Source organism: Hansschlegelia beijingensis (genome assembly GCF_014196425.1).
GTDB lineage: Bacteria > Pseudomonadota > Alphaproteobacteria > Rhizobiales > Methylopilaceae > Methylopila > Methylopila beijingensis.
Window position 1 is genome coordinate 600524 of record NZ_JACIDR010000001.1, and the last position, 24288, is coordinate 624811.

At 70.1% G+C, this 24288-nt stretch carries 22 protein-coding genes; 15 read left to right on the top strand and 7 right to left on the bottom strand.

The window, feature by feature from the left end:
* Positions 1-13: 13 nt before the first annotated feature.
* Entirely contained in the window at positions 14-196 is a 183-nt protein-coding gene (locus GGR24_RS02685) for a hypothetical protein (protein ID WP_183393742.1), read from the top strand.
* Positions 193-975, top strand: a complete 783-nt coding sequence (locus GGR24_RS02690) for a hypothetical protein (protein ID WP_183393743.1) — start codon at positions 193-195, stop codon at positions 973-975. Before GGR24_RS02685 ends, GGR24_RS02690 begins: the two co-directional genes overlap by 4 nt.
* On the opposite strand, the gene GGR24_RS02695 is transcribed toward GGR24_RS02690, so the two are convergent.
* The 3 genes from GGR24_RS02695 to GGR24_RS02705 are packed head-to-tail and all read right to left on the bottom strand — an operon-like array spanning position 965 to position 4540.
* Complete coding sequence (locus GGR24_RS02695) at positions 965-1522, bottom strand: DUF1254 domain-containing protein (protein ID WP_183393744.1); 558 nt, start codon at positions 1520-1522, stop codon at positions 965-967. The genes GGR24_RS02690 and GGR24_RS02695 overlap by 11 nt on opposite strands.
* Positions 1519-2097 carry a DUF1214 domain-containing protein gene (locus GGR24_RS02700; RefSeq protein ID WP_183393745.1) on the bottom strand — a complete coding sequence of 193 codons (579 nt, stop codon included), beginning with the start codon at positions 2095-2097 and terminating at the stop codon, positions 1519-1521. The genes GGR24_RS02695 and GGR24_RS02700 overlap by 4 nt, the downstream gene beginning before the upstream one ends.
* A gap of 13 nt (positions 2098-2110) precedes the next feature.
* Entirely contained in the window at positions 2111-4540 is a 2430-nt protein-coding gene (locus GGR24_RS02705; RefSeq protein ID WP_343066169.1) for a transglycosylase domain-containing protein, read from the bottom strand.
* Positions 4541-4652: 112 nt separating this feature from the next.
* Between GGR24_RS02705 and GGR24_RS17550 the strand changes: the two genes are divergently transcribed.
* The gene (locus GGR24_RS17550) at positions 4653-5144 is read left to right on the top strand and encodes a YcgN family cysteine cluster protein (protein WP_281375284.1); all 492 of its coding nucleotides are present in this window, start codon (positions 4653-4655) and stop codon (positions 5142-5144) included.
* Positions 5145-5211: 67 nt separating this feature from the next.
* Here GGR24_RS17550 and GGR24_RS02715 read toward each other — a convergent pair whose 3' ends face one another.
* Complete coding sequence (locus GGR24_RS02715) at positions 5212-8184, bottom strand: TrlF family AAA-like ATPase (protein ID WP_343066170.1); 2973 nt, start codon at positions 8182-8184, stop codon at positions 5212-5214.
* Positions 8185-8317: 133 nt separating this feature from the next.
* On the opposite strand from GGR24_RS02715, the gene GGR24_RS02725 reads away from it, so the two are divergent.
* The 5 genes from GGR24_RS02725 to GGR24_RS02745 all read left to right on the top strand — a co-directional run bounded on the left by GGR24_RS02725 (position 8318) and on the right by GGR24_RS02745 (position 13632).
* Entirely contained in the window at positions 8318-8872 is a 555-nt protein-coding gene (locus GGR24_RS02725; RefSeq protein WP_183393749.1) for an IS1 family transposase, read from the top strand.
* A gap of 197 nt (positions 8873-9069) precedes the next feature.
* Positions 9070-10131 (top strand): ABC transporter ATP-binding protein, encoded by a 1062-nt coding sequence (locus tag GGR24_RS02730; RefSeq protein WP_183393750.1) that lies wholly within the window; start codon positions 9070-9072, stop codon positions 10129-10131.
* A 150-nt stretch (positions 10132-10281) separates the two neighbouring features.
* Positions 10282-11307, top strand: a complete 1026-nt coding sequence (locus GGR24_RS02735; protein WP_428978211.1) for an extracellular solute-binding protein — start codon at positions 10282-10284, stop codon at positions 11305-11307.
* A 27-nt stretch (positions 11308-11334) separates the two neighbouring features.
* Complete coding sequence (locus GGR24_RS02740) at positions 11335-13074, top strand: ABC transporter permease (RefSeq protein ID WP_183393751.1); 1740 nt, start codon at positions 11335-11337, stop codon at positions 13072-13074.
* A gap of 162 nt (positions 13075-13236) precedes the next feature.
* On the top strand, positions 13237-13632 hold the full coding sequence (locus tag GGR24_RS02745) for a hypothetical protein (RefSeq protein WP_183393752.1): 396 nt from the start codon (positions 13237-13239) through the stop codon (positions 13630-13632).
* A gap of 18 nt (positions 13633-13650) precedes the next feature.
* Here GGR24_RS02745 and GGR24_RS02750 read toward each other — a convergent pair whose 3' ends face one another.
* Positions 13651-14304 carry a DsbA family protein gene (locus tag GGR24_RS02750; protein WP_183393753.1) on the bottom strand — a complete coding sequence of 218 codons (654 nt, stop codon included), beginning with the start codon at positions 14302-14304 and terminating at the stop codon, positions 13651-13653.
* 172 nt (positions 14305-14476) lie between these two features.
* Here GGR24_RS02750 and minC point away from each other — a divergent pair, with 172 nt between their 5' ends.
* The 5 genes from minC (at position 14477) to GGR24_RS02775 (ending at position 17675) form a co-directional block, all read left to right on the top strand.
* Entirely contained in the window at positions 14477-15196 is a 720-nt protein-coding gene (minC, locus tag GGR24_RS02755; protein WP_183393754.1) for a septum site-determining protein MinC, read from the top strand.
* 38 nt (positions 15197-15234) lie between these two features.
* Positions 15235-16050 carry a septum site-determining protein MinD gene (gene minD, locus GGR24_RS02760; protein ID WP_183393755.1) on the top strand — a complete coding sequence of 272 codons (816 nt, stop codon included), beginning with the start codon at positions 15235-15237 and terminating at the stop codon, positions 16048-16050.
* Positions 16047-16316 (top strand): cell division topological specificity factor MinE, encoded by a 270-nt coding sequence (gene minE / locus GGR24_RS02765; protein WP_183393756.1) that lies wholly within the window; start codon positions 16047-16049, stop codon positions 16314-16316. The genes minD and minE overlap by 4 nt, the downstream gene beginning before the upstream one ends.
* Positions 16317-16384: 68 nt before the next feature.
* Entirely contained in the window at positions 16385-17329 is a 945-nt protein-coding gene (locus GGR24_RS02770) for a sulfotransferase (RefSeq protein ID WP_183393757.1), read from the top strand.
* A gap of 112 nt (positions 17330-17441) precedes the next feature.
* Positions 17442-17675 (top strand): hypothetical protein, encoded by a 234-nt coding sequence (locus GGR24_RS02775; protein ID WP_183393758.1) that lies wholly within the window; start codon positions 17442-17444, stop codon positions 17673-17675.
* A gap of 10 nt (positions 17676-17685) precedes the next feature.
* On the opposite strand, the gene GGR24_RS02780 is transcribed toward GGR24_RS02775, so the two are convergent.
* Entirely contained in the window at positions 17686-18270 is a 585-nt protein-coding gene (locus GGR24_RS02780; protein ID WP_210286008.1) for a biliverdin-producing heme oxygenase, read from the bottom strand.
* A 74-nt stretch (positions 18271-18344) separates the two neighbouring features.
* On the opposite strand from GGR24_RS02780, the gene GGR24_RS02785 reads away from it, so the two are divergent.
* Positions 18345-20501: a histidine kinase dimerization/phosphoacceptor domain -containing protein gene (locus GGR24_RS02785; RefSeq protein ID WP_183393760.1), complete on the top strand. Its 2157-nt coding sequence runs from the start codon at positions 18345-18347 to the stop codon at positions 20499-20501.
* Between the two features lie 13 nt (positions 20502-20514).
* Here GGR24_RS02785 and GGR24_RS17465 read toward each other — a convergent pair whose 3' ends face one another.
* The gene (locus GGR24_RS17465) at positions 20515-23916 is read right to left on the bottom strand and encodes a PAS domain S-box protein (protein WP_210286009.1); all 3402 of its coding nucleotides are present in this window, start codon (positions 23914-23916) and stop codon (positions 20515-20517) included.
* 201 nt (positions 23917-24117) lie between these two features.
* Here GGR24_RS17465 and GGR24_RS02810 point away from each other — a divergent pair, with 201 nt between their 5' ends.
* The gene (locus GGR24_RS02810) at positions 24118-24270 is read left to right on the top strand and encodes a DUF3309 family protein (RefSeq protein ID WP_183393761.1); all 153 of its coding nucleotides are present in this window, start codon (positions 24118-24120) and stop codon (positions 24268-24270) included.
* Positions 24271-24288 lie beyond the last annotated feature (18 nt).

Sequence of the window (24288 nt, forward strand, 5' to 3'; positions counted from 1 at the left end):
GGGGAGGAGCGACATGGGCCTGGTGCTCGCCTTCCAGACGCCGCGACCGGCGTCCCGACCGCCGCAGCGGCGCGCAAATCCGGCGCGCAGCGCCGAGGTGCTGTTCTTCACCGGCGTCCGCTACGAGCGTGAGAGGCCGCCCGCGCGGCCGTCCACCTCCGAGCGCGCGGCTGAGCGCATCCCGCCCGCATCGTGAGCGCCGCTCCTGCGCTGGCGGCGACCGACCCGCCGCCCGGCGCCGGACGACGCGCCGCGCTGGCCGGTTTGGCGGCTTTCCTCGTCGCTCCGCTTGCGGGCTGCGGGCCCGCGACCGGCGATTTCGGCCGGCCGGTCCCGAACGTGATCCACGACGAGCTGATGCCGGCCGCCGGCGACGCTCTGGCGCGCGCGCGCCGGGAGCCGGTCTCCGCCTATCCTCTCACGGACGACGAACGACTGCTGCGCGATCTCGGGTGGGCCGTGGTGATGCCGCCGCTTGAGGCGCAGCGGCGCCAGCGCGCGCTCGCCGAGCTGCGCCGCACCCGCATCCTGCCGGTCGACCGCCGGAGGTTCGACAAGGCGTCCTACGTGAAGACGCTGCTCGCGGAGCCCTATCGATCGAGCGCGGCGCGCTACGCCCGGCTCAAGGACGACGTCGTGGCCGACACGCTCCGGATCGACCCGTTCTTCCAGGTCGCCGCGCGGGTCGCCGCCGCGGACCGGGCGCGGCGCAGGGCGCTCGGCCTGGCGCCCGAGGTGCAGCCTGCCGAGCAATCGAACGCGCTCGCGCGGATCGAGGAGAACGGACTGTTCATCGCCTGGGTGCGCGAGTCATTCGATGAGCGCCTGATCTCCTACCGCTATGCGCTCGATCGGCTGATTCTCGCGACGCCCGACCGGGCCTCGATCGAAGTCGCGGGCGCGATCGACGCCTTCGAGGACGTTCTGGCGAGCCTGAGGCCGCTCGGCGCGCCGCGAGGCGTGTTCAAGGGCTGATCTGACGCGTCGGCTCGCGGTCGCAACTCGCCTTGCCGGCGAGATCCCGCAGCGCCGGCCGCGCGCTCGGACCGGACGCGAACAGCCGCACGAGCACGAAGCCCGTCGCGGTCGGCGACACGATCCGCAGGGCGGGCCGTCCCTCCGGCGCCTCCTCGACCTCCGCCGCGGCGACGTCGTCCGAACTCAGGATCGTCACCTCGACCGCCCCGTCGGTCGCCGCCTTGTCGGTGAGCGCATAGAACGGCTGGCCGTAGCGGTTGTGGACCGACATGGAGCCGTAGGTGGAGGGGAGGCTCGCCCGGATTGCGACCGGGCCGGCCGCCAGATCGTAGCGGCAGGCGGCCACCACGAAGCTCGGGTCGCGGAACGGCAGCGTCTCCGCGCCGGCCTCGGGCAGCACCGCGAAGCGGCCGACCGGCGCCGCGCCCGCGAGACGATCATAGGCGGAGCCCGGCGCCATCAGCGGCACCGCGAACAGCGTCGCGATGTGCACGAGGCCGCCGAGCGTCACCCCCAGCGCGAGCGCGTAAAGCAGCCGCATCATCGGCAGCTCTCCCGCCGGATCGCGAGCAGCGCGTCCGGATCGGAGCGGTCAAGCGGCGTGCCGATCGTGGTGTCGTAGAGGGTCAGCCTCAGCACGAAGGGCCCGGCGCCGCTGAGCTGCTGCCAGTTTCCGGGTCGCGCCTCCCGCGACAGCGCGATCCGCAGCGGGCCGCCGTCGAACCGGATGATGTTCGCGCTGTTCAGGCCGACCGTCTCGCCCTGGCTTTCGATGGGGCTGCCGGAGGGCGAAAAGGCCGCCAGGCTCCAGAGCCGCGCATTGGGCAGCCGGCCCTCCAGCGCATAGTCGCAGGCGAGGTCGAGCGGCCGTCCGGCGTCGTCGGTCTCGGCCGTGAAGGGCAGCCCGTCGCCGGCGGCCAGCGGGGCCTCGCCTCGCCGCGCGGCTCCGGCGCGCTCGTAAGGATCGGCCGCGAGCGTGCCGGCGTCCGGCTCCGCCCGCCAGGGGCCGATCGCGAGCCGGGCCACCGGCAGGCCATGCGCCACGGTCCACCAGGTCGCCCCCAGACCGATGCCGGCGGCCAGACCGAAGACCAGAATGACGAGCAGGATCAGGCGCATCGCCGCGTCCGTGTCACTGAGCGACCTGCGCCGGGGCGCGTCCGGCCGGGATTTCGAGCGAAGCCCTCTCGGGCTTCGGACCGCCGGCCGCGGTGACGTCCGAGACGATCGCGTTGAGGATCCGCGCCGCGCCGTCCGTCAGGTTGCGGGAGCGCGGCAGGCCATCGTCGCCGCCGCCTGCGCCGGCCGCGGCGACCGCTGCGCCCGGCGGCAGCTTCAGCCCCGGGATCGGGCGCGGCGGGAGGCCCTGATGCGCGAACGTCATGATCTCCTTCCAGGTCATGGCCGGCAGCGAGCCGCCGGTCATCTCCTTGGTGGTGGTGAAGTCGTCATTGCCGAACCAGACGCCGCCGACGAACGACCCCGTGAACCCGACGAACCAGGCGTCGCGATAGGACTGCGACGTGCCGGTCTTGCCGCACACCTGGTAGCCGTCGAGCCGCGCCCGGCCTCCGGTGCCGTTCTCGGTGACGGCGAGCATCATCCGCGTCATGTCGGCGACCACGTAAGGCGCGAGCACCTGCTCGGGAGGCTTGGTGTCGCGGTCGTGCCGCCAGATCAGCTCGCCCTTGGAGTCCGCCACCTCGATCGCCGCGTAAGGCGGCGCGCGCCGCCCGCCGTTGGCGATTGTGGAATAGGCCGAGGTGTGGTCGAGCACCGTCACCTCCTCGACCCCCAACGCGAAGGCGCGCCCCGGATCGAGCTTGCTGCGCAGGCCCATGCGATGCGCAAGATCGATCACCGGCTTCTGTCCAATTGCCAATGCGAGACGTACAGGCACAGTATTGATAGATTTCGCATAAGCATTGAGGAGTTGGACTCGGCCGGCGAAGCGGCGGCCGTAGTTTCGCGGGCACCAGTTGCCGATGCAGAACGGCGCGTCGACGATGTAGGCCTCGGGCGTGTAGCGGCCGGAGGCGAAGGCGGCGGCGTACACATAGGTCTTGAACGACGAGCCCGGCTGCCGGAGCGCGTCGGTCGCGCGGTTGAACTGGCTCTGCCCGTAGTCGCGCCCGCCCACCATGGCGCGCACCGCCCCCTCGGGCTCCATCACCACCGCGGCCGCCTGGTCGACGTCGTACTGCTCGCCATACTGCCGGAGCGTCTGCTCGATCGCGCTCTCGGCGTGGCGCTGCAGCGCCGGGTCGAGCGCGGTGCGCACCGTCAGCACCCGCTGCCCCCGGAACGCGCCGTCGCGCGCAAGCCCGCGCACCTCCGCATAGGCCCAGTCGAGATAATAGTCCGGGCTCGTCGCCTGCGCGGTCGGAACCGGCGTCGCGGGGCCGAGCCGCGCCGGCTGCACCTGGCCCTCGGTCATGAAGCCGGCGTCGACCAGATTGTCGAGCACCTGGCTCGCCCGCGCGCGCGCCGCCGCGAGGTTGATGTGCGGCGCGAACTTGGTCGGCGCCTTGAACAGGCCCGCCAGCATCGCGCTCTCGGCGAGGTTCACGTCGCGCGCGCTCTTGCCGAAATAGAAATGCGCCGCCGCGTCCACCCCGAACGCCCCGCCGCCCATATAGGCCCGGTCGAGATAGAGCTTCAGAATCTCGTCCTTGGTCAGGTGGTGCTCGAGCCACAGCGCCAGGAACGCCTCCCGGATCTTGCGCTCCAGCGTCCGCTCATTGGTCAGAAAGATGTTTTTTGCGAGCTGCTGGCTGATCGAGGAGCCGCCCTGCCGCACGCCGTTCGCCCTTGCGTTGGTGACGAGCGCCCGCATCGTGCCCGCGATGTCGATGCCGAAATGCTGGTAGAAGCGCCGGTCCTCGGTCGCGAGCGCGGCCTTGATCAGATGGTCGGGATATTCGGCGAGCGGGATGCCGTCGTTCTGCATCACGCCGCGCTTGCCCATCTCGACGCCGTGCCGGTCGAGGAAGGTGACCGAGATGTCGCCGCGGTTCAGCCAGTCGCCGACCGTGTCCTGGAAGGCGGGGGTGGCGAGCGCGAGCAGCAGCACCGCGCCGGCCGCCCCGAGCGTCAGCCCCTCGCAGGCGAGCTCCACCGTCCAGCGCCGCCAGCCGCGCGCCCGGAACGCGTCGAACGCCGCGCACACCCCGTCCCACTGCCGCGAGAAGCCCGGCCAGATGCGCCAGACCGTGTCGTCGAGCCAGGAATCGAGCGCCAGCAGCGTGCGCCGCATGTCGAACTTTTTCCGCCCGCCGCCCGCGGCAGCCGCCGCGCCGCCGGCCGCCGCCGCTCCGGCGCCCGTCCGCCGCATCAGCGCGGCGCGCCGCTCGGCGGCCTCTTTGCGCTCCGTCCGGGCCGCGGCGCGCGCGGCGGCTTTCTCCGCCGCCGCCTGCTCGGATTCCGCCCGCGCCTGCGCGAGCCTTGCGCGGCCGCGGGCCTGCCCGGCCTCCAGCGCGTCGAGCGTCCGTTCCGCCTGGGGCCGCAGGCGGGCGAGGAGCGCCTTCCATGCCGCGCGGGCCTTTGCGCCGAACTCGTCCACTCGAAAAAAGCCCCCGATCGCCGCGCGCGTCCTGCCCAGACACGACTTGACGCCACGCCCCCTGCGCGCGCAAGAGCCATGCCGCGCGGTATTTTGGAACAGCCCGGCTCCCTTGACGCAAGCCACGACCCTAAAGCCCGCCCCCTTCTGGAGGGTGAAGCGGCTCGACGAGATGTCGTCACAAGAATGGGAGAGCCTGTGCGACGGCTGCGGCCGCTGCTGCCTGCTCAAGCTGCAGGACGAGGAGACCGAGCGGGTCTACTACACCGACGTCGCCTGCCGCCTGCTCGACTGCGACAGCTGCCGCTGCAAATCCTACCCCGACCGCAAGGCCCATGTGCCGGACTGCGTGCAGCTGACGCCCAAGACCGTCGAGGACATCGGCTGGCTCCCGCTCACCTGCGCCTACCGCCTGGTCGACGAAGGCCACGACCTCCCCTGGTGGCACCCGCTGGTGTCCGGAAGTCCCGAAACGGTGCACGAGGCCGGCGTTTCCGTGCGGGGGAGGGTCTCCGGCACGGAAGACGAGGTGCCGCCGGAGGACCTCGAGGACCGGGTGGTGGACTGGCCGGTGCGGAAGGTGCGGGGAAAGCGGAGGGGGTGAGGGGGCCGGGATAGGGGGGAGAGCCCGCTACGCATTCGAGCTCATCCAAGATGGACGGTGCGGTTCCTTAAGTTAAGGCTGCTTCTACTCCGAACCGATACTTGCGCCGTCTAAGGTCGAAAGCCATTTCTCCGCCTTCCATTATATCAGTGATTGCGCGCTTTACAGATGGCGTCTCGATTGCTCCGTCAGTCTTCAATCCCACGCGAGGGCTCTCCGCACCCGGTCGCGGGTCTGCCCGGCCACCCTCCAGCGTGATTACTTTATCCGCGTCTCCGTTCACGACAATGTTCGGATTATGCGTGGCAAACACGAGCTGACGGTTGGTTTTCGACGAGCGGATTAGCTCTACGATCTTCATGACAACGTTGTTATCTAAATCGTCTTCGGGCTGATCGATGATCAGAGTCCCGGCCGATTGACGCAACAGTAGTTCGAGCAACGCTGAGGCCTGCTGTCCCTCCGATGCTTTCTCAAAGGCGAGATCTTTTCCGTTCGAATCCAAGTAAGTTAAAATGATGTGGTCTCGTGGAGCCGCCGACAGGACGGCTCCGACGGTGGCATCGGACAGCAGACTATAGACGCGGGTAGCGGCGAAGGGCGTCAGCTGTCCTCCTCCAAAGAATAACCCCTGGATACGGGTGAGGAGCGTATCCCCCGGCTCGGCTGGCGCGCCAGCCATCGACTTGGTCTCGTACAGCTGAAGGATCTGACCGGAAATCGAAGCCCAGGCTCCTGGATCACTGCTGAGTGCCGCTTTGATCCAGTCCCCGATCCGCTCGCGGCAGTCTGAAACCCGGCTCCCCTCTAGGAGAGCCGCTATCGCATCCACATACTCGGACGGAACGGGGTCGGCCTTCACCCTTGCTTTGAGGGTTTGGCTGGAGTGGTCCGCGACCTTGGCGGCTGCATCTTTAAGAACCCGGCGGCGGCGTTCTAGGTGTTCCTTCAGGCGCTCGGATGCTGTGGCCAAACCGTCGACCGCGTGACTGGCCTCTTCTGCCGCCTTTGCCGCAGCCTGCTCCTCTTGCTTTGCAGCCTGAAGAGCTTCGGTCAGCTTAGCGTTCTCATCGATGATCGCTCGATGCGCTTGCTGCTCAAGGCGAGCTTCCTCGTAGATCTCCCTGAACGCTAATTCTTCGTGTCCAAAAGCGACTTTCGCAACGTTCTTCAGCCGATCTAACTCACTAAGTGCTCGGATCGCCTCTTGGATATGCTGCTGAACGGCGATTCGCGCCTCGCCGGCATCTTTCTTCAACTGACTGATAACGGGTAGATCGGCGTCGTTCGGCGCCTGTCCTGCCGCGCTGAGTACCCTTGGCGAGATAGCAGTTAACTCGGCTACTGCCGAGCTAATGCTAGCGTCAAGCTGTCGGATATAAGCGCCACTCTGCGCGAAGCTGGGCGCTTTGGCGATGATCTCACGAGCCTCGGAACTTACACCTTCCGCCCTGAGTCGCTCCGCCACCAGTGATGCTCTAGTTTGCATTTCGCTTGTGAAAGCCGTCTTCCGCTGAGCGTCCAGCCGGGCCTGCCAGTAGGCGGCGAGTTGTTGCAAAGCCAGCGTCACCGACCTTTTCGCGGACTGGATATCCTCGTCGATCCTGCGCCGCTGCTCGACCTCCTCGGCGGCCGCGATGCCCGTGATCTGGTCCGCCGCCCGCTTGGGGTCAGTCATCGTCGATGACAGTCCCTTCTGATCGAAAGCCCTCGCAGGGAACCTGCGCTGGGCATCGCCGAGGGGAACTATGGTCTCGCTGCCGGCAGCATCGCGTACAGAGATTGTTTCTCTGTTCGCGTAGTCCCGCCTCCAAGTCTCGGCGATGCCTTCCCGCTCAAGAGCGACCTCAACATAACCGCCGTCTTTTAACGTCTCCTCGATCAGCTTAGCGGTACGGTCCTTCAGTCGGGATTCACCGCCCGGCATGTCAGTTGCGGTGCGTCCGAGCCCAAATCGTAGGTATTCGAGAAGCGCACTTTTGCCTGAGCCGCGGCCCCCAATTATGGCGTTGAACCCGGGATTGAAGCGAATGCTGACGGGATCATTGCCGAACAGTGTGGATTGCACCGTCAGTGTAACCAGGCGCTCGTCCGGCTCCCTGGGAGCCTCGAACGCGACCCGCGCTTCATCCGCAAGAAGCGCCTGACGGATGCCCTCTATGGTCGGCTCGCCCAGCTTTATCCAGCAGCCGTGAGCACCGAGCCGGGCCCAGTCTTCCCGTCGATTGTCGCCTGTCGGGATAAGGGCGCGGCGACGGCTACCCCAGTCCGGGATCTCTCCACGGATCTTCCGCTTTGTCAGTTCGTCCACTTGAGCGATCGGGACTTCAACGTAAACGCCGTCGCAACCGAGGGATGCGAACCGGTGGTGATGCCCCACCTCGTTCAGGCTCTTGTGAGAAGTGTCCTGGTTTCCAAAATGTGGGAAGAGGATGCAATGCTCACGGAGATGCTCGTCATCAAGTATTGCTTGGTACAGCTCGGCTACGGTCCTCCCGATCGGCTGGATCACGCATGTTTTCTCCTCCTCTCGACCGGCAGGCATCGCGTTAGTAAGAAGGCCAAGGACCTTGTTCTGGAAGTCAACGCCGCATCTGGGATCAAAAATAACCAGGCATTGCGCGTTGTCTCTGCAGGTTATCTCGATACCGGGATAGAAAACGAAGCTATCATCATCTTCCGCGGTGATCCTGACATAATCTGCCAGGCAGATGTCATGATGGTCGGTGATGGACGCGATACTCAGCCCCCTTTCCTTGCAGGCGGCGATGAACTCGGCCGCCCAGGCACGCCGCGCATGTTCTTGCGCTTGGCGGCCACCCGGAAGAGAGGCTGTGCCTTGCCACCCGCGATCTCGTGGTGAATGACACTGTAGGTCGGCCTTATGCCATACGGTTCCCGGATGCATGCCCTTTGCGTACGCCACCGCGGTCCCCCAGCTCCTCAACCGACGACAGTTTGAATAAGGGGGAGGCGCGCACGCAAGCATATGTTCGCGCCTGGGCTGTGGCAGCTGAGACGGACGGCCAGGAAGGCCCATTCACAGGCGCTGCAGAAACATCCGCTTCCGGCGCTAACCGGCCGAAGCTTCGCGCTAGTCACCTAGGAAAAAAAGCATAGAACGCGCCGCGGCGTCGTGCGATGATCGGCGGGTCGCCGCCCGGACCCCCACCATGCCCGCCTTCCGCGCCCATTCCGCTGACGAGATCGCCCACGCCAGGACCCTCTATGAGGAGACCGATCTCTCGCCGCATGACATCGCCAGAATTCTCGGGATCGGGACCAACACCTTCTATCGGCGGGTGAAGAGCTGGGGGTGGCGGCGGCGCAGGCTTCGGGTGGAGGAGGTGGAGGCTGCGGCGGTCGTGGCCGCGGGCTCGCGCGACAGGGCGCTCCAAGAACTCGGCCAAAGGGTGCTGGACGAGCGGCGGGCGGCGATCGACCGGGCGGAGGACGCCATCGTCGCGCAGCTCGACGCGCTCGAGACGATGCAGGCGCGGGTCGCGGCGGCGGCCATGACGGTGCTTGAGGGCGAGAAGGCGGCGCGCACGCTGCGGCTTCTGACGCAGACGCTGGTCGAGGTCGGCCGCTACCGCAGCGAGGCGGCGGCGCAGGCCGCGGGGCGGCGCGCGCGCGGGGAGGCGGACGCGGCGGAGCTGGAGAAGGCGCGCGAGGCGCTGCGCGGCAAGATCGAGGCGCTGTGGGCGCAGGAGCGCGGCGGCGGCTGATTTTTGGCGCGTAGCGCGCCTTGGGGGCCGGCGCCTCTGCGGCGGCCGGCTCCACGCCTGTCTGGGCGCGGGGCCCGGCGAGGCGCCGAGGGTCAAGAGGGCGGCGGTCGGCGCGAGGGCCTGAGCGCGGCTCGCTTGACAGCGGGGCCGGCGGCGCCTTCCTACGCCGGTCTCTCCGAGCGCGAGCGAATGCTGGCATGACCGACCTTCCGGCCGCAGTCCGGCTCCGCGCGCTCTCCAAGACTTTCGGCGCGAAGCCCGTGCTGCGGGAGCTCACGCTCGACGTCGCGGCCGGCGAGATTCTCAGCCTGGTCGGCCAGTCCGGCTGCGGGAAATCGACCCTGCTGCGCCTGATCGCGGGGCTCGACACGCCGTCCTCCGGCGAGATCCGGATCGCCGGCGCGCTGGTCGCCGGGCGCGGCGTGTTCGTCGAGCCGGACCGGCGCAGCGTCGGCTTCATGTTCCAGGACTACGCGCTGTTCCCGCATCTGTCGGTCGCGCAGAACGTCCGCTTCGGCCTGCGCGGCCTTCGGCGGGCGGAGGCTGACGCGGTGGTCGACGCGTGGCTGGAGCGGGTCGGCCTCGCGGGCTTCGGGCCGCGCTATCCGCACGAGCTGTCCGGCGGCGAGCAGCAGCGCGTCGCGCTCGCCCGCGCGCTCGCGCCGGGGCCCGCGGTGCTGCTGATGGACGAGCCGTTCTCGAACCTCGACCGCAGGCTCGGCGCGCAGATCCGCGAGCGCACGCTCGACGTGCTGCGCGCCGCGGGCGCGGCCGCCATCCTGGTCACCCACGATCCCGAGGAGGCGATGGCGAGCGGCGACCGCGTGGCGCTGATGCGCGCCGGCGCGCTGGTTCAGGCCGGCCCGCCCGAGGAGGTCTATCGCCGGCCGGCGAGCCGCGAGGCGGCGGACTTCTTCGCGCCGGCGGTCGCCCTGCCGGGCCGCCGCGTCGGCGCAGCGGTGGAGACGCGGCTCGGCGCCTTCCCCGCGCCGGCGACGGTCGCGGACGGGGAGGCCGCCACCGTGTTCGTCCGGGCGCGGGACGTGAGGCTGGCCTGCGCCGCCGAGGGCGTTCCGGCCGAGGTGCTGGCGGTCGCCTTCGTCGGCCACGCGCATGACCTGACGCTCCGGGTCGCCGGGCTGGAGGAGCCCGTGCGGGCCCAGGTCATCGACCCGCCGGCGCTCGCGGCCGGCGACCTCGTTCACATCGTCGTCAACCCGGCCGCCGGAATGATCTTTCCGGCGAGCGCGAAACACTGAAGAACAGGCGGCCTCATCGGCGCCGATGGTGTAAATCGCGCCCTCGCCGCAGTATCTTTGAACAACTCTAAAACAACGCGCTTGATCTTGGGCCGGAACTGTCGCCAATCCTCTTCGCCGCGCCCCGCGGCGAGACGAAAGGAGACGACAATGGCCATCGCCGGACGTTCCATGCGCCTCGTTCTTGCGGGGATGATCGCAGCCGCCGCGCCCGCGGCCGCCGGCGCCGCCGAGGTCAACCTCTACACGACGCGCGAGCCCGGCCTGATCAAGCCGCTGCTCGAGCGGTTCGAGAAGGAGACGGGGACGAAGGTCAACACCGTCGTCCTCAAGGACGGCCTGGCGGAGCGGGTCAAGTCGGAGGGCGCCAGTTCGCCCGCCGACGTGCTGATGACGGTCGACTTCGGAAATCTCGTCGATCTCGTCGACCAGGGCGTGACCCAGCCCGTGACGTCCGCGGCGCTCGAGAACGCCATTCCGCCGCAGCTGCGCGACAAGGACGGCCAGTGGTTCGCGCTCTCGATGCGCGCGCGGGTCGTCTACGCCGCGAACGACCTCGACCTCTCGAAGATCACCTATGAGGAGCTCGCCGATCCCAAGTGGAAGGGCAAGCTCTGCATCCGCTCCGGGCAGCATCCCTACAACACCGCGCTGGTCGCGGCGTTCATCGCGCGGAACGGCAAGCCGGCGGCCCAGGAGTGGCTGACGGGCCTCAAGGCCAATCTCGCCCGCAAGCCGGCCGGCGGCGACCGCGACGTCGCGCGCGACATCCTCGGCGGCGTCTGCGACATCGGCGTCGCCAACTCCTACTATGTCGGCCTCATGCGCTCCGGCAAAGGCGGCAAGGAGCAGGAGGAGTGGGGCAAGGCGATCAAGATCGTCCTGCCGCGCTTCGAGAAGGGCGGCGCGCATGTGAACGTCTCGGGCGCCGCGATCGCCAGGAACGCGCCCAACAGGGACGCCGCGGTGAAGCTGCTCGAGTTCCTGGTCTCGGACGAGGCGCAGAAGATCTACGCCGAGGCGAACTTCGAGTATCCGGTGGCCCGCTCCGCCCAGGCTCATCCGCTCATCGCCGAGCTCGGCGAGCTGAACGTCGACGACACGCCGCTGATGACGATCGCCGCCCATCGCAAGGAAGCGAGCGAGCTCGTCGATCAGGTCGGCTTCGACAAATGACGCGGCGTTGATCCGGCTGCGGCGTCAGTGACGGCGGCGCTGAAAGCGGGCGTGGTCGGCCGCCGGATTCTGCCGCGCCACGCCGGCTGGATCGCCGCCGCGGCGCTGGTCGCGGCGCTGCCCGCGGGCTCGGCGCTGTCGCTGGTCGCGACGGCGCTCGGCGGCTCGCTCGAGCAGTGGCCGCACCTGCTCGCCTATGTGCTGCCGGACGCCGTCCGGGAGACGGCGGCGCTGCTCATCGGCGTCGGCCTGTTCGTCGCGACGGTCGGCTGCGGCGCGGCCTGGCTGGTCACCGCCTGCGATTTCCCCGGGCGGCGCGCGCTGGAATGGCTGCTGCTGCTGCCGCTCGCGATCCCGACCTATGTCGTCGCCTTCGCCTATCTGGACATGCTGCATCCGGTGGGGCCGGTGCAGGGCGCCGTGCGGGCGCTGCTCGGCTATGAGAGCCCGCGCGCGTTCCGCCTGCCCGACATACGCTCGATGACGGGCTGCATCCTGCTGCTCGGGCTCGTGCTCTACCCTTACGTCTATCTCTCGGTGCGCGCCGTGTTCCTCACCCAGTCCGCCGGTCTGCTCGAGGCCGCGCGCACGCTCGGCGCCTCGCGGCGGGAAGCGTTCTGGCGGGTGGCTCTGCCGCTCGCACGGCCGGGAATCGCGCTCGGGGTCAGTCTCGCCCTGATGGAGGCGCTGAACGACATCGGCGCCTCCGAATTCCTTGGCGTCCGGACCATCACGGTCACGATCTACACCACCTGGATCACCCGCTCCGACCTCGCAGGCGCGGCGCAGATCGCGCTCGTGATGCTCGCGCTCGTCTCGGCGCTCGTTGCGATCGAGCGCTGGGCGCGCCGCCGGCAGCGCTTCGCGAACGCCGGCCACGCGCCGCGCCGCTGGGAGCCGCGGCGGCTGTCGCCCGCGAAGGGCGCGCTCGCCTTCTCGCTCGGCATGCTGCCGGTCCTGTTCGGCTTCGCCGCGCCCGCGGCCCATCTCGCGGTGCAGGCGGCGAAGCGCGTGGCCGAGAACGGTCTGTCGGACCAGATCCCGCGCGAGATCCTGAACACGGCGCTGGTCGCCGGCGCCGCCACCTTGGTGGTGATCGCGCTCGGCGCGCTCGTCGCCTATGCGGCTCGCCTCGCGCCGCGGACGGCGGCGCCCGGCCTCGCGCGCGTCGCGACGCTCGGCTACGCGATGCCCGGGACGGTGGTGGTGATCGGCCTGCTCGGGCCGCTCGGCGCGCTCGACGGTCTGATCGCCGCGGCGGCGCAGGCCGGCTTCGAGGCGCAGCTCCGCGCGCCGCTGATCGGGGCCGGGATCGCGCTCGTGACGGCCTATGTGATCCGCTTCCTCGCCATCGGGGTCGGGGGCGCGGAGAGCGGGCTCGCCCGCATACCCCCGGCGGTCGACGGCGCCGCGCGCACGCTCGGCCAGAGCGCAGGCGGCGCCTTCCTGCGCATCCACCTGCCCCTGTCGAAGAGCGCGCTCGCGGCCGCCGCGCTGCTCGTCTTCGTGGACTGCATGAAGGAGCTGCCCGCGACGCTGCTGATCCGTCCGCTCAATTTCGAGACGCTGGCGACGCATCTCTACGGCGAGGCCGCGCGCGGAACCTATGAGGACGGGGCGGTGGCGGCGCTGATCATCGTCGCGGTCGGGCTGCTGCCGGTCATCCTGCTGTCCCGGATCGGCGCTACGAGGACGGCCCGGGCGACCGTCTCGGCCACGCTTGGCGACGCCCCGCGCGGACCGGTCGAGGTCAGCCCCGCGCACTAGACCGGCGACGCCGGGCGCCCTCTCGGCAAGCCGGCGCTTCGTCGGAAGACGATCCGGACCTCGCCGGGCGTTCCGTCCGGCCATGACGCTGGGCCTCGGCGCGCTATCCTCAAGCGGGCTGCGGCGCGGCGCAGGGCCGGCCGGCGCGCGGGAGGCAAGCTCATGTCCGAAGCGAAGCGCGTTCTCATCATCGGCGAGAAGCCCGACATGGTCGACTTCTCGGACCCGGCGATCCCGCCGGGCATGGACGCCGCCAAGGTGCAGGCCGGCCTCGACGCCGCGATGCGCGCGCTGCGCGAGCGCGGCCATGAGGCGGAGCTTGCGCTCACCACGACGGCGGAGGCCGCGGCCGGCGAGGTCGCGGCCGCGCTTGCGGGCAAGCGGTTCGACTGCGTCGTGGTCGGGGCGGGGCTCCGGATCGTGCCCGCCATGACCCCGATCTTCGAGGCGGTGATCAACGCGCTGCGCGAGCATGCGCCGGAGGCGCGGCTGGCGTTCAACCTCAGCCCTGAGGATTCCGCGGACGCGGCCGAACGGCAGTTAAGCCGGGCGGGCTGAGGCGAGGGAGGCTGCGGATCAGCGCACCTGCTGGCGCTCGCGCGCCTGGGCGACGGCGTCGCGGAACTCCTCATAGGTCGGCGCGGCTGCGACCAGCAGCGGACCGATCAGATAGACCGGCGTGCCGGCGAAGCCCATGCCGCGCGCCTGCGCGTCGTTGCGCTTGAGCAGCGCGACGATCTCGGCGTCGTGGGCGGCGGCGTCGGTCTCGAGCCGGGCCATGTCGATGCCGGCCGTGGCGGCGGCCGCCAGCATCTTGGCATGCGCGACATTTCCCCCCGGCAGGCTCATCAGCGCGCGATGGGCGGCCTCGTACTTGCCCTGATACTTGGCCGCGAGCGCGATCTTGGCGCCGGCGACCGAGCTTTCCGCGAGGATCGGCCAGTCCTTGTAGACGAGCTTGATCCTGCCGTCGGTCTTCACCAGCCTCTCGAGCGCCGGGGCCGACCTTTTGCAGAAGCCGCAATTGTAATCGAGATAGGCGACGATGGTGACGTCGCCCTTCGGATCGCCCCCGACCGGGGCCGCCGGGTCGCCGATGATCATCTCGCGGCTGATGTCGCGCGCGTCGAGCCCGGGCGGGGCCGCGTGCGCCGCCGCCGGCGCGAGCGCGGCCAGCAGGGCGATCAGGCGGAGGGCGAAGCGGCGGGAGCAGGGCGGGGCGATGCGCATGAGGCCAGCCTGACAGCCTTGCGCCTCGCGGTCGAGCGGCGGCCGCGCACGCTTTCGCACCGCTTTCGCACGGCGCCCGGCAAGAACTGCCGGGTCGTTTACGCCCCGTTAACCAAGCGGGCGTCAACTCAGCTCAACGCTTCCTTAACCACCTGAGTCCGGGACGCCGACCGTGCCGCCAGCCGCCGCCCTCCAGATCGTTCCCAACACGCCCGAACCGGAGGGCAAACGCCGGCAGGTGCGCTTCCGCGGCCGCTCCTTCATGGCGCTGGTGCTGACGCCCGAACCGCCCACCGAGGACTGGCTGGCCGAGCTCGACGCGCTCGCGGCGCGTTCGCCCGGCTTCTTCGGCGACCGCCCGGTGGTGCTCGACGTCTCCGCCATCAAGGCCTCGCCGCGCACGCTCGCGGCGCTGCTCGGCCAGCTCGAGAGCCGCGGCGTGCGGCTGATCGGCGTCGAGGGCTGCGACCCGAAGTTCCTGGACGGCCCCAACGCCCGGCTCGCCATGCCGGTCGGCGGCCGCGCGGCCGGCGAACTCTCGGCGCCCGAGCCCGGCAGCGTCGCGACCGGCTCGCTGGTGGTGGAGCAGCCGGTGCGCTCCGGCCAGACCATCTCGTTCAACGGCGACGTGACGATCTGCGGCTCGGTCGCCTCCGGCGCGGAGGTGATCGCCTCCGGCTCGATCCACGTCTACGGCGCGCTGCGCGGCCGGGCGATCGCGGGCTCCGCCGGCAACGCCAAGGCGCGCATCTTCTGCCGCAAGCTCGACGCCGAGCTGCTCGCCATCGACGGCGTCTACATGACCACCGAACGCCTTGATCCGAAGCTCAAGGGCAAGGCCGTAAAGGCCTGGCTCGACGGGGAAAACTTGCGCGTCGACGCGCTCGACTGACGTGACGCTCCAAACATCCTTTACGGGGAGAATTCCAAATGGCTGAGGTTCTGGTCGTCACGTCGGGCAAGGGAGGCGTCGGCAAGACCACGTCGACCGCGGCGCTCGGCGCGGCTCTGGCGCAGACCGGGCAAAACGTCGTGGTCATCGACTTCGACGTCGGGCTGCGCAATCTCGACCTCGTCATGGGGGCCGAGCGGCGGGTGGTGTACGACCTGATCAACGTGGTCCAGGGCGACGCCAACCTCAACCAGGCGCTGATCAAGGACAAGCGGGTCGATTCGCTCTCGCTGCTGCCCGCGAGCCAGACCCGCGACAAGGACGCCCTGACCGCCGAAGGCGTCGAGCGCGTCATCAACGAGCTCAAGGGCCGCTTCGACTGGATCATCTGCGACAGCCCCGCCGGCATCGAGCGCGGCGCCTATTTCGCGATGCGCCACGCGGATCTGGCGGTGATCGTCACCAACCCGGAAGTCTCCAGCGTCCGCGACAGCGACCGGATCATCGGCCTGCTGGACAGCAAGACCGAGAAGGCCGAGCGCGGCGAGACCATCGAGAAGCTGCTGCTGCTGACGCGCTACGACCCGGTGCGGGCCGAGCGCGGCGACATGCTCAAGGTCGACGACGTCCTCGAGATCCTGTCGATCCCGCTGCTCGGCATCATCCCCGAGAGCCCGGAAGTGCTGAAGGCCTCCAACCTCGGCTCGCCCGTCACCCTGGCCAACCCGATCTCGGCCCCGTCCCGGGCCTATCTGGACGCCGCCCGCAGGCTGAGGGGCGAGACGATCGAGATGACGGTCCCGACCGAGAAGAGGGGCCTCTTCGGCTCCCTGTTCGGAAGGAGGGCGGCATGAGCGTTCTCAAGTTCTTCTCCCGGCGCAGCTCCGCGCCGGCGGCCCGCGAGCGGCTGCAACTGCTGCTCGCCCATGAGCGGGCGGTGTTCGGCCGCACCGACCTGGTCGCGACGCTGAAGGACGAGATCCTCGCGGTGATCGCCAAGCACATCGCGATCGACCCCGAGAAGGTGCGGATCACCACCGACACCAAGGACACGCTGGCGACCCTCGAGGTCGACATCGAGATCCGCACGCCCAATGGCGGGCTGAAGCTCGCCGGCTGAGGCGCTTGCCGCAAGGGTCGCTTCCCCGGCTTCGGGGAGGCGTTATGATCGCGGCGGGGAGAAACGCCTTGCCGACGATCTTCGATCTGCAGAGCCGTCCGCTCGACGCGCTCAGGGGCCTGATGGGCCGAGCGCCGCGCGAGGCCGTCCGCGGCGACGGGCCGGACTTCTTCTGCGTCGGGCTGCAGAAGGCCGGCACGCAGTGGCTCTACGACCAGCTGCAGCTCCATCCGGACTTCTGGATGCCGCCCTTCAAGGAGCTGCATTACTTCGACCGGACGTTCCCGACCGGCCGGATCGCGCACGCGACCCAGCGCTTCCTCACCGATCCTGAGCGCTATGCGCGCACGCGCCGCCGGCGCGGCCTGAAGCCGCTCGACGCCCGTGACAAGGCCTTCTTCCGCAAGGTCGCGGCGCTCGCGGACAAGCCCAAGGACCTCGACGCCTATGCGGATCTGTTCGCCGACAAGGCGGATCAGATCTCGGGCGACATCACGCCCGGCTATTCCTCGCTGGCGAACCCGGTCATCCGGCAGCTCGCGCGGCGGTTCCCGTCCGCGAAGGTCGTGCTGCTGCTGCGCGATCCCGTCGAGCGGGCGTGGTCGGCCTGGCGGATGGCGCTCGCGGGAAACGACGACGCGGCCGAGCGCGAGCAGGACCTCGCGGCGGTCACGGCCTTCCTCGACCGGCCGGGGGTGATCCACCGGTCCTATCCGACGCGGATCGCCGCCAAATGGAGCAAGCGCTTCGACGGCCGCTTCCGCTTCTTCTTCCTCGACGACATCGCCGCCGAGCCCGAGGCCACGCGCGCCGAGATCCTGGGGTTTCTTGGCGCGGCCGCCGCGAAGCCGTCCGGCGTCCGCCCGGATTTCAACCGCAAGGCGAAGCCGAAGCCGCCTTTCCGCTCCGAGCCGATCCAGGCGCTGATGCGCGAGCGGTTCGCCGAGGAGCGCGAACGCTGCGCCCGCATGTTTGGAGGGGCGGCGACCGAGTGGCCGAACGCCTCCTACTGAGCTTCGCCGGGCCCCGCGTCGCTTCGACACGTCTTAAGCGATCTGCTACCCGTCCTGCCGAAAATAACGAATCAGGCCTCACGGGGCCGGCGGCGAAAGGGTCGGGGGGACCATGAGCGACCTGGAGCTTGAAGCAGCGCTGGCCGGCATTCTGGCGCGCCTGTCCGACGGCGACGACCCGGCGCTCGCGGACCGGGCGATCGACCTCCTGCTCAACCGCATCGGCGACGATCAGGCGGCCCGCATGGCGGCGATCAAGCGGCTCACGCGCGACCTGCTGGCGGCGGCGCCCGCCGAGGACGAGGCATCCGAGATCGAGCCTGCGCGCGCACGCAGCAAGGCCTGATCGCGCGCCGTCAGGCGGGCGTGAGGCTGGTCGTCATCGCGTCGCTCACGAAACCGAACGCCGCAAGCGCCCCCGCCAGCACCGCGTCTTCTTCTTCGGCCGGCACCGGGGCGGCGTCGAGCCGGCTCCGGAAGCTGCGCCAGAACGCGCCGAGGCCTTCGGGCGGAGGGGCGAGGTGGCGCGCGCCGAAGGCGGCGTTCAGGCCGAGGCGGTCGGCCGTCGCGGCGAGCACCGCCCCGCCGAGCCGGGAGCCCTCCGCCACATAGAGCCAGCCCAGCCCTTCCGCGGAGGTCGCCCGGAGGCGCGGAACGGCCCGCAGCGGAGGCGCCCCGAGGTCCTCGGCGTCGGCGTTCACCGCGCGGAGCCGCGAGGAGCCGGAGAGCCGGGGCAGCCAGCTCGCCAGCACCGGATCGTGATAGAGGTCTTCGACGTGGTGCAGAAAGCTTCGCTGGGCCGAGAGAAAACCGGCGAAACGCGCGCGGTCCCGGAACGGCTCGGCCGCCATGATCCGGCGGTCCAGGCCGGCGTGGGAGGCGGCCGTGTCACGGCGAAGCCGGGCGGCGCGGCCGGCGTTCGGGTAGGCAGGACACGTCAAATCAGGTTTTCCATATCGGCGTACCATGCCATAGCTCGCGGCGGGGAGCTGTCCAAGCCGGAGACCCGTCACCTTTGAGCAGTCCCGACCTGACGGCGTGCGACCGGGAACCCATACACGTTCCGGGCGCGATCCAACCCCATGGCCTTCTTCTCGCGCTGGACGGCGATCAGAACGCGGTCGCGGGCGCCGGCGACATCCAGGACGTGCTCGGCGTCGGCGACTGGCTCGGCAAATCCGCGACCGAGCTGCTTGGCCTCGAGATCGTCGACGCTCTGCCGGCCGCCTCGGCGGCGCGCTCCGGCGCGGCCTGCATCGGCGTGTTGCGCGGGCCGTCGGGCGCGCTCTTCGACGTCAGCGCGCAGCGATCCGGCGACCTCACCATGGTGGAGCTCGAGCCCGCCGGCCCCGACGGCGCGCGGCTGGGCGTGGTGCTCGGGGATCTCGAAGCGGCTGCGTCCGAGTTCGAGCGGGCTTCCACGGTGGAGCAGCTGTGCGGGTTTGCGGCCGCCGAGTTCCGGCGTCTCACCGGCTTTGACCGGGTGATGATCTACCAGTTCCTCGACGACGATTCCGGTTCGGTCGTCGGCGAGGACCGGCGCGAAGGTCTCCGCTCGTTCCTGAATCATCGCTTCCCGGCTTCCGACATCCCGCGGCAGGCGCGCGCGCTCTATCTCCGCAACCCGATCCGCGTGATTCCGGACGTCGACTACACGCCGGCGCCCCTTCAGCCCGCGACCCTCGGCGGCGAGCCGATCGACCTCAGCGACGTCGCGCTTCGCAGCGTCTCGCCGATCCACCTCCAGTATCTGCGCAACATGGGCGTGCGCGCCTCGGCGTCGGTCTCGATCGTCAAGGACGGGGTCCTGTGGGGGCTGGTGGCCTGCCACAACGAGACCCCCCTGCACATTCCGTTCGCGCGGCGCGCCGCCTGCCGGGCGCTCGCCGGAATGCTCGGACGGCAGATCCGGGCCAAGGACGAGAGCGACGCGTTCCGCGAGCGCGTGCGGCTGCGGGGCTTCCAGGACGATCTCGTGGCGCTGCTGTCGCGGGAGGGGTCGCTCGACGCCGCGATCTCCAACCATGTGGCCGAAATCCGCCGTGCGCTCGGGGGCGACGGCGTGGCGATCCTGCGCGGCGGCGATCTGCTGACCAATGGCCGCTGCCCGGCCGAGGAGCAGATCCGCGCGCTCGCCGCCTGGGCGCTCAACCGTAGCGCCGACCAGGTGTTCAGCACCGCGCGGCTTGCTGAGCTGCTGCCTGACGCGGCGGCCTACCGGCACGCCGCGAGCGGCCTGCTCGCCATCACGCTCTCGCTCAGCGAGCCCTGGATCGTGATGTGGTTCCGCGCGGAGGAGATCGAGGTCGTCGAGTGGGCCGGAAACCCCCACAAGGACGTTGCGAAAGGACCGGAGGAGGCGCTGACGCCGCGCGCCTCGTTCGAGAGCTGGCGCGAGACGGTGCGCGGGCGCGCGCGGCGCTGGACCGGTCCTGAAATAGAGGCCGCGGGTCGGCTGCGGGCCGCCGTCACCGAGGTCTGGCAGTCGCGCCGGCTGCGCGACCTGAACCGTCGCCTGGTGGCCGCGCTCGACGAAAAGGACCTGCTGATCCAGCAAAAGGACTTCCTGGTCGGCGAGGTCAATCACCGCGTCCAGAACAGTCTTCAGCTGGTGTCGAGCTTTCTGGCGCTGCAGGCTCGCGCGTCCGATCAGCCGGGGCTCGCCCCCGCGCTGGACGAGGCGCGCCGCCGGCTCACCGCGGTCGCGCTCGTGCATCGCCGGCTCTACCGCGCCGACCAGGTCCGCTCGGTGGACGCCGCCCGCTATGTCGAGGAGCTGGTCCACGACATCGCGGCCTCGATCGGCGACGACTGGGCGCGCCAGATGTCGCTCGACGTCGCGCCCGTCCTGGTTCCGACCGACCGCGCGATCAGCCTTGGGCTGGTGCTCACCGAGCTCGTGATCAACGCCACCAAATACGCCTATGGGGGCGCGGCCGGCCCGCTCGCGATCTCGCTCGTCGAGGATCGGGCGCGGCTCCGGCTTTCGGTCGCGGACCAGGGCGTTGGGGCGCAGGATCAGTCCAAGCAGGGTTTTGGCACGCGCATGATCGCCGCGCTGGTCAGGCAGCTCGAGGGCGAGCTCGTCCAGGAAGACAACCGGCCGGGCCTCAAGGTCACGCTGGTCGCGCCCGTGGCGGCCGACGCCGCGCTCGCGCCGCACGGCGTCTGACGCCGCGGCGGTTTCAGCCGGCCGCGTCGTCCAGCACCGCCCGCACGCGGCCGGCGAGATTGTTGAACGTGAACGGCTTGCTGATCAGCTCCACGCCCGGGTCGAGCCGGCCGTGATGCACGATGGCGTCGCGCGCATAGCCGGAGGCGAACAGCACCTTGAGCGACGGCCGCAGCGCGCGCGCCCGCTCCGCGAGCGCCGCGCCCGTCATTCCGCTTGGCAGCACGACGTCGGTGAACAGCAGGTCCACCCGGCCGTCCTGGCGCTCCAGCAGCCGGAGCGCGGAGGGCCCGTCATGCGCCTCCAGCACATGGTAGCCGAGGTCGCGCAGCACGCCGACGGAATAGGCGCGGACATGGTCGTCGTCCTCGCAGACCAGGATGGTCTCGCCGCCGCCGCGCCGGGTCTCGACCGGCTCCGGCTGCGTCTCCCCGGGATCGCGCTCATCCTGTCCGACAAGACGCGGCAGGTAGATCCGCACGGTGGCGCCGCCGCCGAGCTCTGAAATCGCCTTCACATAGCCGCCGGACTGCCGGACGAAGCCGTACACCATCGAAAGCCCGAGCCCGGTGCCCTTGCCGACCTCCTTGGTGGTGAAGAACGGCTCGAAGGCCCGCTCCAGCACGTCGCGCGCCATGCCCACGCCGGTGTCGGCGACGCTGATCGTGACGTATTCGCCGGGCGCTATGTCGCGTGTCCTCGCGTCGACCTTCTCGTTCGCCGTTTCGATGGTCAGCCTGCCGCCTTCCGGCATGGCGTCGCGGGCGTTGATGGCGAGGTTGAGCAGGGCGTTCTCGAGCTGGTTCGGGTCGACCTCGACCCGCCAGAGATTGGGCGCCGGCGCGATCGCGATCTCGACGATCTCGCCGAGCGTGCGGCCGAGAAGCTCGGACATGCCCGCGATCAGCCCGTTGACGTCCGTCGGCTTCGGCTGGAGCGGCTGGCGCCGGGAGAAGGCGAGCAGGCGCTGCGTGAGCTGGGCCGCCCGCCGAGCGCCCGTCATGGCGTTTTCCGCGGCGCGCCTGAGCCTCGGCGCGTCCTCCGGCAGGTTGCGCTGCATGAGCTCGAGATTGCCGCTGATGATCTGGAGCAGATTGTTGAAATCGTGCGCCACGCCGCCGGTGAGCTGGCCGACGGTCTCCATCTTCTGCGCCTGGCGCAGCGTCTCCTCGGCCTCGCGCAACGCCTCGGCGGCCTCGATCTCCCGGGTGACGTCACGCGCCACGCAATAAACCAGCCCATCCTCCGCGACGGCCGTCCAGGAGAAGCGCGAATAGCCGCCAGTGCTGCTGCGGAAGCGGCTTTCGAACCGCTCGACGGTCTCCTCGCCGGCGGCGAGGCGCGCCAGCCAGTCCCTCATCGTGGCGCGATCGTCGGGGTGCTCCATCCACTCGGAGGTCCGCCCCAGCAGGTCCTGCTCGGTCCAGCCGAGCAGGTCCGTCCAGGCGGGGCTGACGCTCAGCCAGCGCCCCTCGCGGTCCGCCACCAGGAAGGGGTCGCGGGACAGCCGCCAGATCCGATCGCGCTCGCGGGTCCGCTCCGCCACCCTGGCTTCGAGCGTCCGGTTGAGCGCCTGCTGGGCCTGGAACAGGCGGGCGTTGTCGATCGCGATCGCAGATTGCGCGGCGAGCCCGGTGATCAGCCGCTCGGTCCGGTCGCCGAACACGCCGGGCTCGGGATGTCCGAAGAAAAGCCCGCCGATGACGTCGCCGCCGCGGGAGGTCACCGGAACGGCCAGATAGCTCCGCACCGACAGCGGCGCCTCGGAGGCTCCGTCCGCCAGCAGGGCCTGCCCGTAGCGCGGATCGGCCGCGAGGTCGGCGCAACGCACGACGCCTTCCCCGCGGAAGGTCGGCCCGAACAGCTCGGGCGCGTGCGGCGTCGGGAACTGCGAGAAGCCGCCGACCTCGGCGCCCGGAAGGCCCTGCGCAGCGCCGCCGGCGTCTTCCTCGTCGCGCGGCGCGCTGTGGAAGAACGCGCCATATCGGGCGCCGGAGAGCTCGACGCCGGCGTCGACCACCGCCTGCACGAGCTTGTCGAGATCGAGCTCGGCGGCCAGCCGGGCGGCGGTGGAGTTCAGGATCTCGAGCGCGTTGGTCTCCTCGCGGAGCGCCCGCTCGGAGGCGATCAGCGCCGCCTCGGCCTGCTTGCGGCTGCTGATGTCGACCACGGTGCCGACGAAGCGGCCGCTGGCGCCGCCCTCGCCGACGACCTTGCCGCGGGCCGACAGCCAGCGCTCGACGCCGTCGTCGATCCCGATCGTCCGGTATTCGATGTCGAACTGGGCCCCCTCCAAGGTGGCGGCGCGCACCGCGGCCGCCACGCGGTCGCGGTCGTCGGGATGCAGGCCAGCGAGGAAGGCGTTCTCATAGGTGATCGGGCGGTCAGGCGAGATGCCGAACAGCTCGCGGCAGCGCCGGTCCCAACGCAGCGCGCCGCCGCGCGGGTCGTAGTCCCAGGTGCCGACCGCGGCGGCCTCGGTGGCGAGCCGTAGCCGGTCCTCGCTCTCGCGCTGCCCCTCGAGCGCGCGCATCTGGTCGGTGACGTCCGTGCCCTCGACGAAGATCCCGGTGACGCGTCCGCCGCGGTCCTTGAGCGGCTGGTAGATGAAATCGAGCGAGCGCTGCTCCGGCGGCCCACCGCCGGCGCGCGGCAGCGCCGCGGTCATGCCGCGGCCTGTGAACGGCTCCCCTGTCGCGTAGACGCGGTCGAGCAGCTCCAGAAATCCCTGGCCGGCAAGCTCCGGAAGCGCCGCCCGCAGGGGCTTTCCGAGAACCTTGCGGCCGCCGATCAGCCTCTGATAGGCGGCGTTGGTCAGCGTGAACACGTGGTCGGGACCGTCCAGCACGGCCATGAAGCCCGGCGCCTGCTTGAACATCTCCGCCAGACGCTCGCGGTCGGCGATCGCCTTGCGCTGCGCCTGGATGCGGTCGGTCGTCTCGTTGACGATGCACAGCACGCCTTCGACGGCGCCTCCGTCGTCGAACAGGGGCGAATACGAGATGTCGAAGAACACCTCTTCGCCGAAGCCGTGACGCTCGATGTAGAAGGGGCGGTCGTGCGCGAACACGGTCCCGCGGCCGTCGCGGACCCGGCTCAGCAGGGGCTCCAGGTCGTCCCAGAGCTCGCCCCAGTTCTCGATCGCGGGGCGGCCGAACGCGCGCGGATGCTTGTCGCCGATCGTGGGCGCGTAGGCGTCGTTGTACAGGGCGACGAAGTCCGGGCCCCAGAACAGCACGATCTGGACGCGCGCCGGGAGGATCGTCGTGACGATGTTGCGGAGCGCGAGCGGCCAGCGGTTCGCGGGGCCGAGGGGACAGTTGCCGGCGTGGAGGCCCGCGAGCAGCCTGGAGCAACCGTCGCTCGCTGAGCCAGGCGGGGCGAAGCTCACCTGCGTCTGCAACTCGCCCGCCATGCCAGTCCATCCTCCGCCCCTGCCGGCAAGCCGGCTCAGGCTAACTCGCGACAAGCGGCTTCAGGTTCCTCGCCGACCGCTTTATTTCGCGTCACCATGCATCGCGCGCCCTTTCCGGAACCCTTACCCGGCTTCAGAAGTTTGCTGCTCGTAAGCGCGTCGTTCGACGCCGTGACGAGCGGTTAGATTCGGAGCCAACAGATGTCGACGATCCTGATCATCATTCTCGTTCTGCTCGTCATCGGCGCGCTGCCGACCTGGCCCTACTCGTCGGGCTTCGGATACGGCCCGAGCGGCATTCTCGGCATCATCCTGATCATCATCGTCATTCTGGCGCTGACCGGGCGGCTCTGATCCGGCGGCGGCGCGGGG

Coding starts and splice junctions, on each gene's coding strand:
- GGR24_RS02700 (WP_183393745.1), bottom strand. CDS start 2,097: ATGCGCCTGATCCTGCTCGTCATTCTGGTCTTCGGTCTGGCCGCCGGC.
- GGR24_RS02685 (WP_183393742.1), top strand. CDS start 14: ATGGGCCTGGTGCTCGCCTTCCAGACGCCGCGACCGGCGTCCCGACCG.
- GGR24_RS02715 (WP_343066170.1), bottom strand. CDS start 8,184: ATGGGCCTTCCTGGCCGTCCGTCTCAGCTGCCACAGCCCAGGCGCGAA.
- GGR24_RS02725 (WP_183393749.1), top strand. CDS start 8,318: ATGCCCGCCTTCCGCGCCCATTCCGCTGACGAGATCGCCCACGCCAGG.
- GGR24_RS02745 (WP_183393752.1), top strand. CDS start 13,237: ATGTCCGAAGCGAAGCGCGTTCTCATCATCGGCGAGAAGCCCGACATG.
- GGR24_RS02750 (WP_183393753.1), bottom strand. CDS start 14,304: ATGCGCATCGCCCCGCCCTGCTCCCGCCGCTTCGCCCTCCGCCTGATC.
- GGR24_RS17465 (WP_210286009.1), bottom strand. CDS start 23,916: ATGGCGGGCGAGTTGCAGACGCAGGTGAGCTTCGCCCCGCCTGGCTCA.
- GGR24_RS02735 (WP_428978211.1), top strand. CDS start 10,282: ATGGCCATCGCCGGACGTTCCATGCGCCTCGTTCTTGCGGGGATGATC.
- minD (WP_183393755.1), top strand. CDS start 15,235: ATGGCTGAGGTTCTGGTCGTCACGTCGGGCAAGGGAGGCGTCGGCAAG.
- GGR24_RS02695 (WP_183393744.1), bottom strand. CDS start 1,522: ATGATGCGGCTGCTTTACGCGCTCGCGCTGGGGGTGACGCTCGGCGGC.
- GGR24_RS02810 (WP_183393761.1), top strand. CDS start 24,118: ATGTCGACGATCCTGATCATCATTCTCGTTCTGCTCGTCATCGGCGCG.
- GGR24_RS02730 (WP_183393750.1), top strand. CDS start 9,070: ATGACCGACCTTCCGGCCGCAGTCCGGCTCCGCGCGCTCTCCAAGACT.
- minE (WP_183393756.1), top strand. CDS start 16,047: ATGAGCGTTCTCAAGTTCTTCTCCCGGCGCAGCTCCGCGCCGGCGGCC.
- GGR24_RS02775 (WP_183393758.1), top strand. CDS start 17,442: ATGAGCGACCTGGAGCTTGAAGCAGCGCTGGCCGGCATTCTGGCGCGC.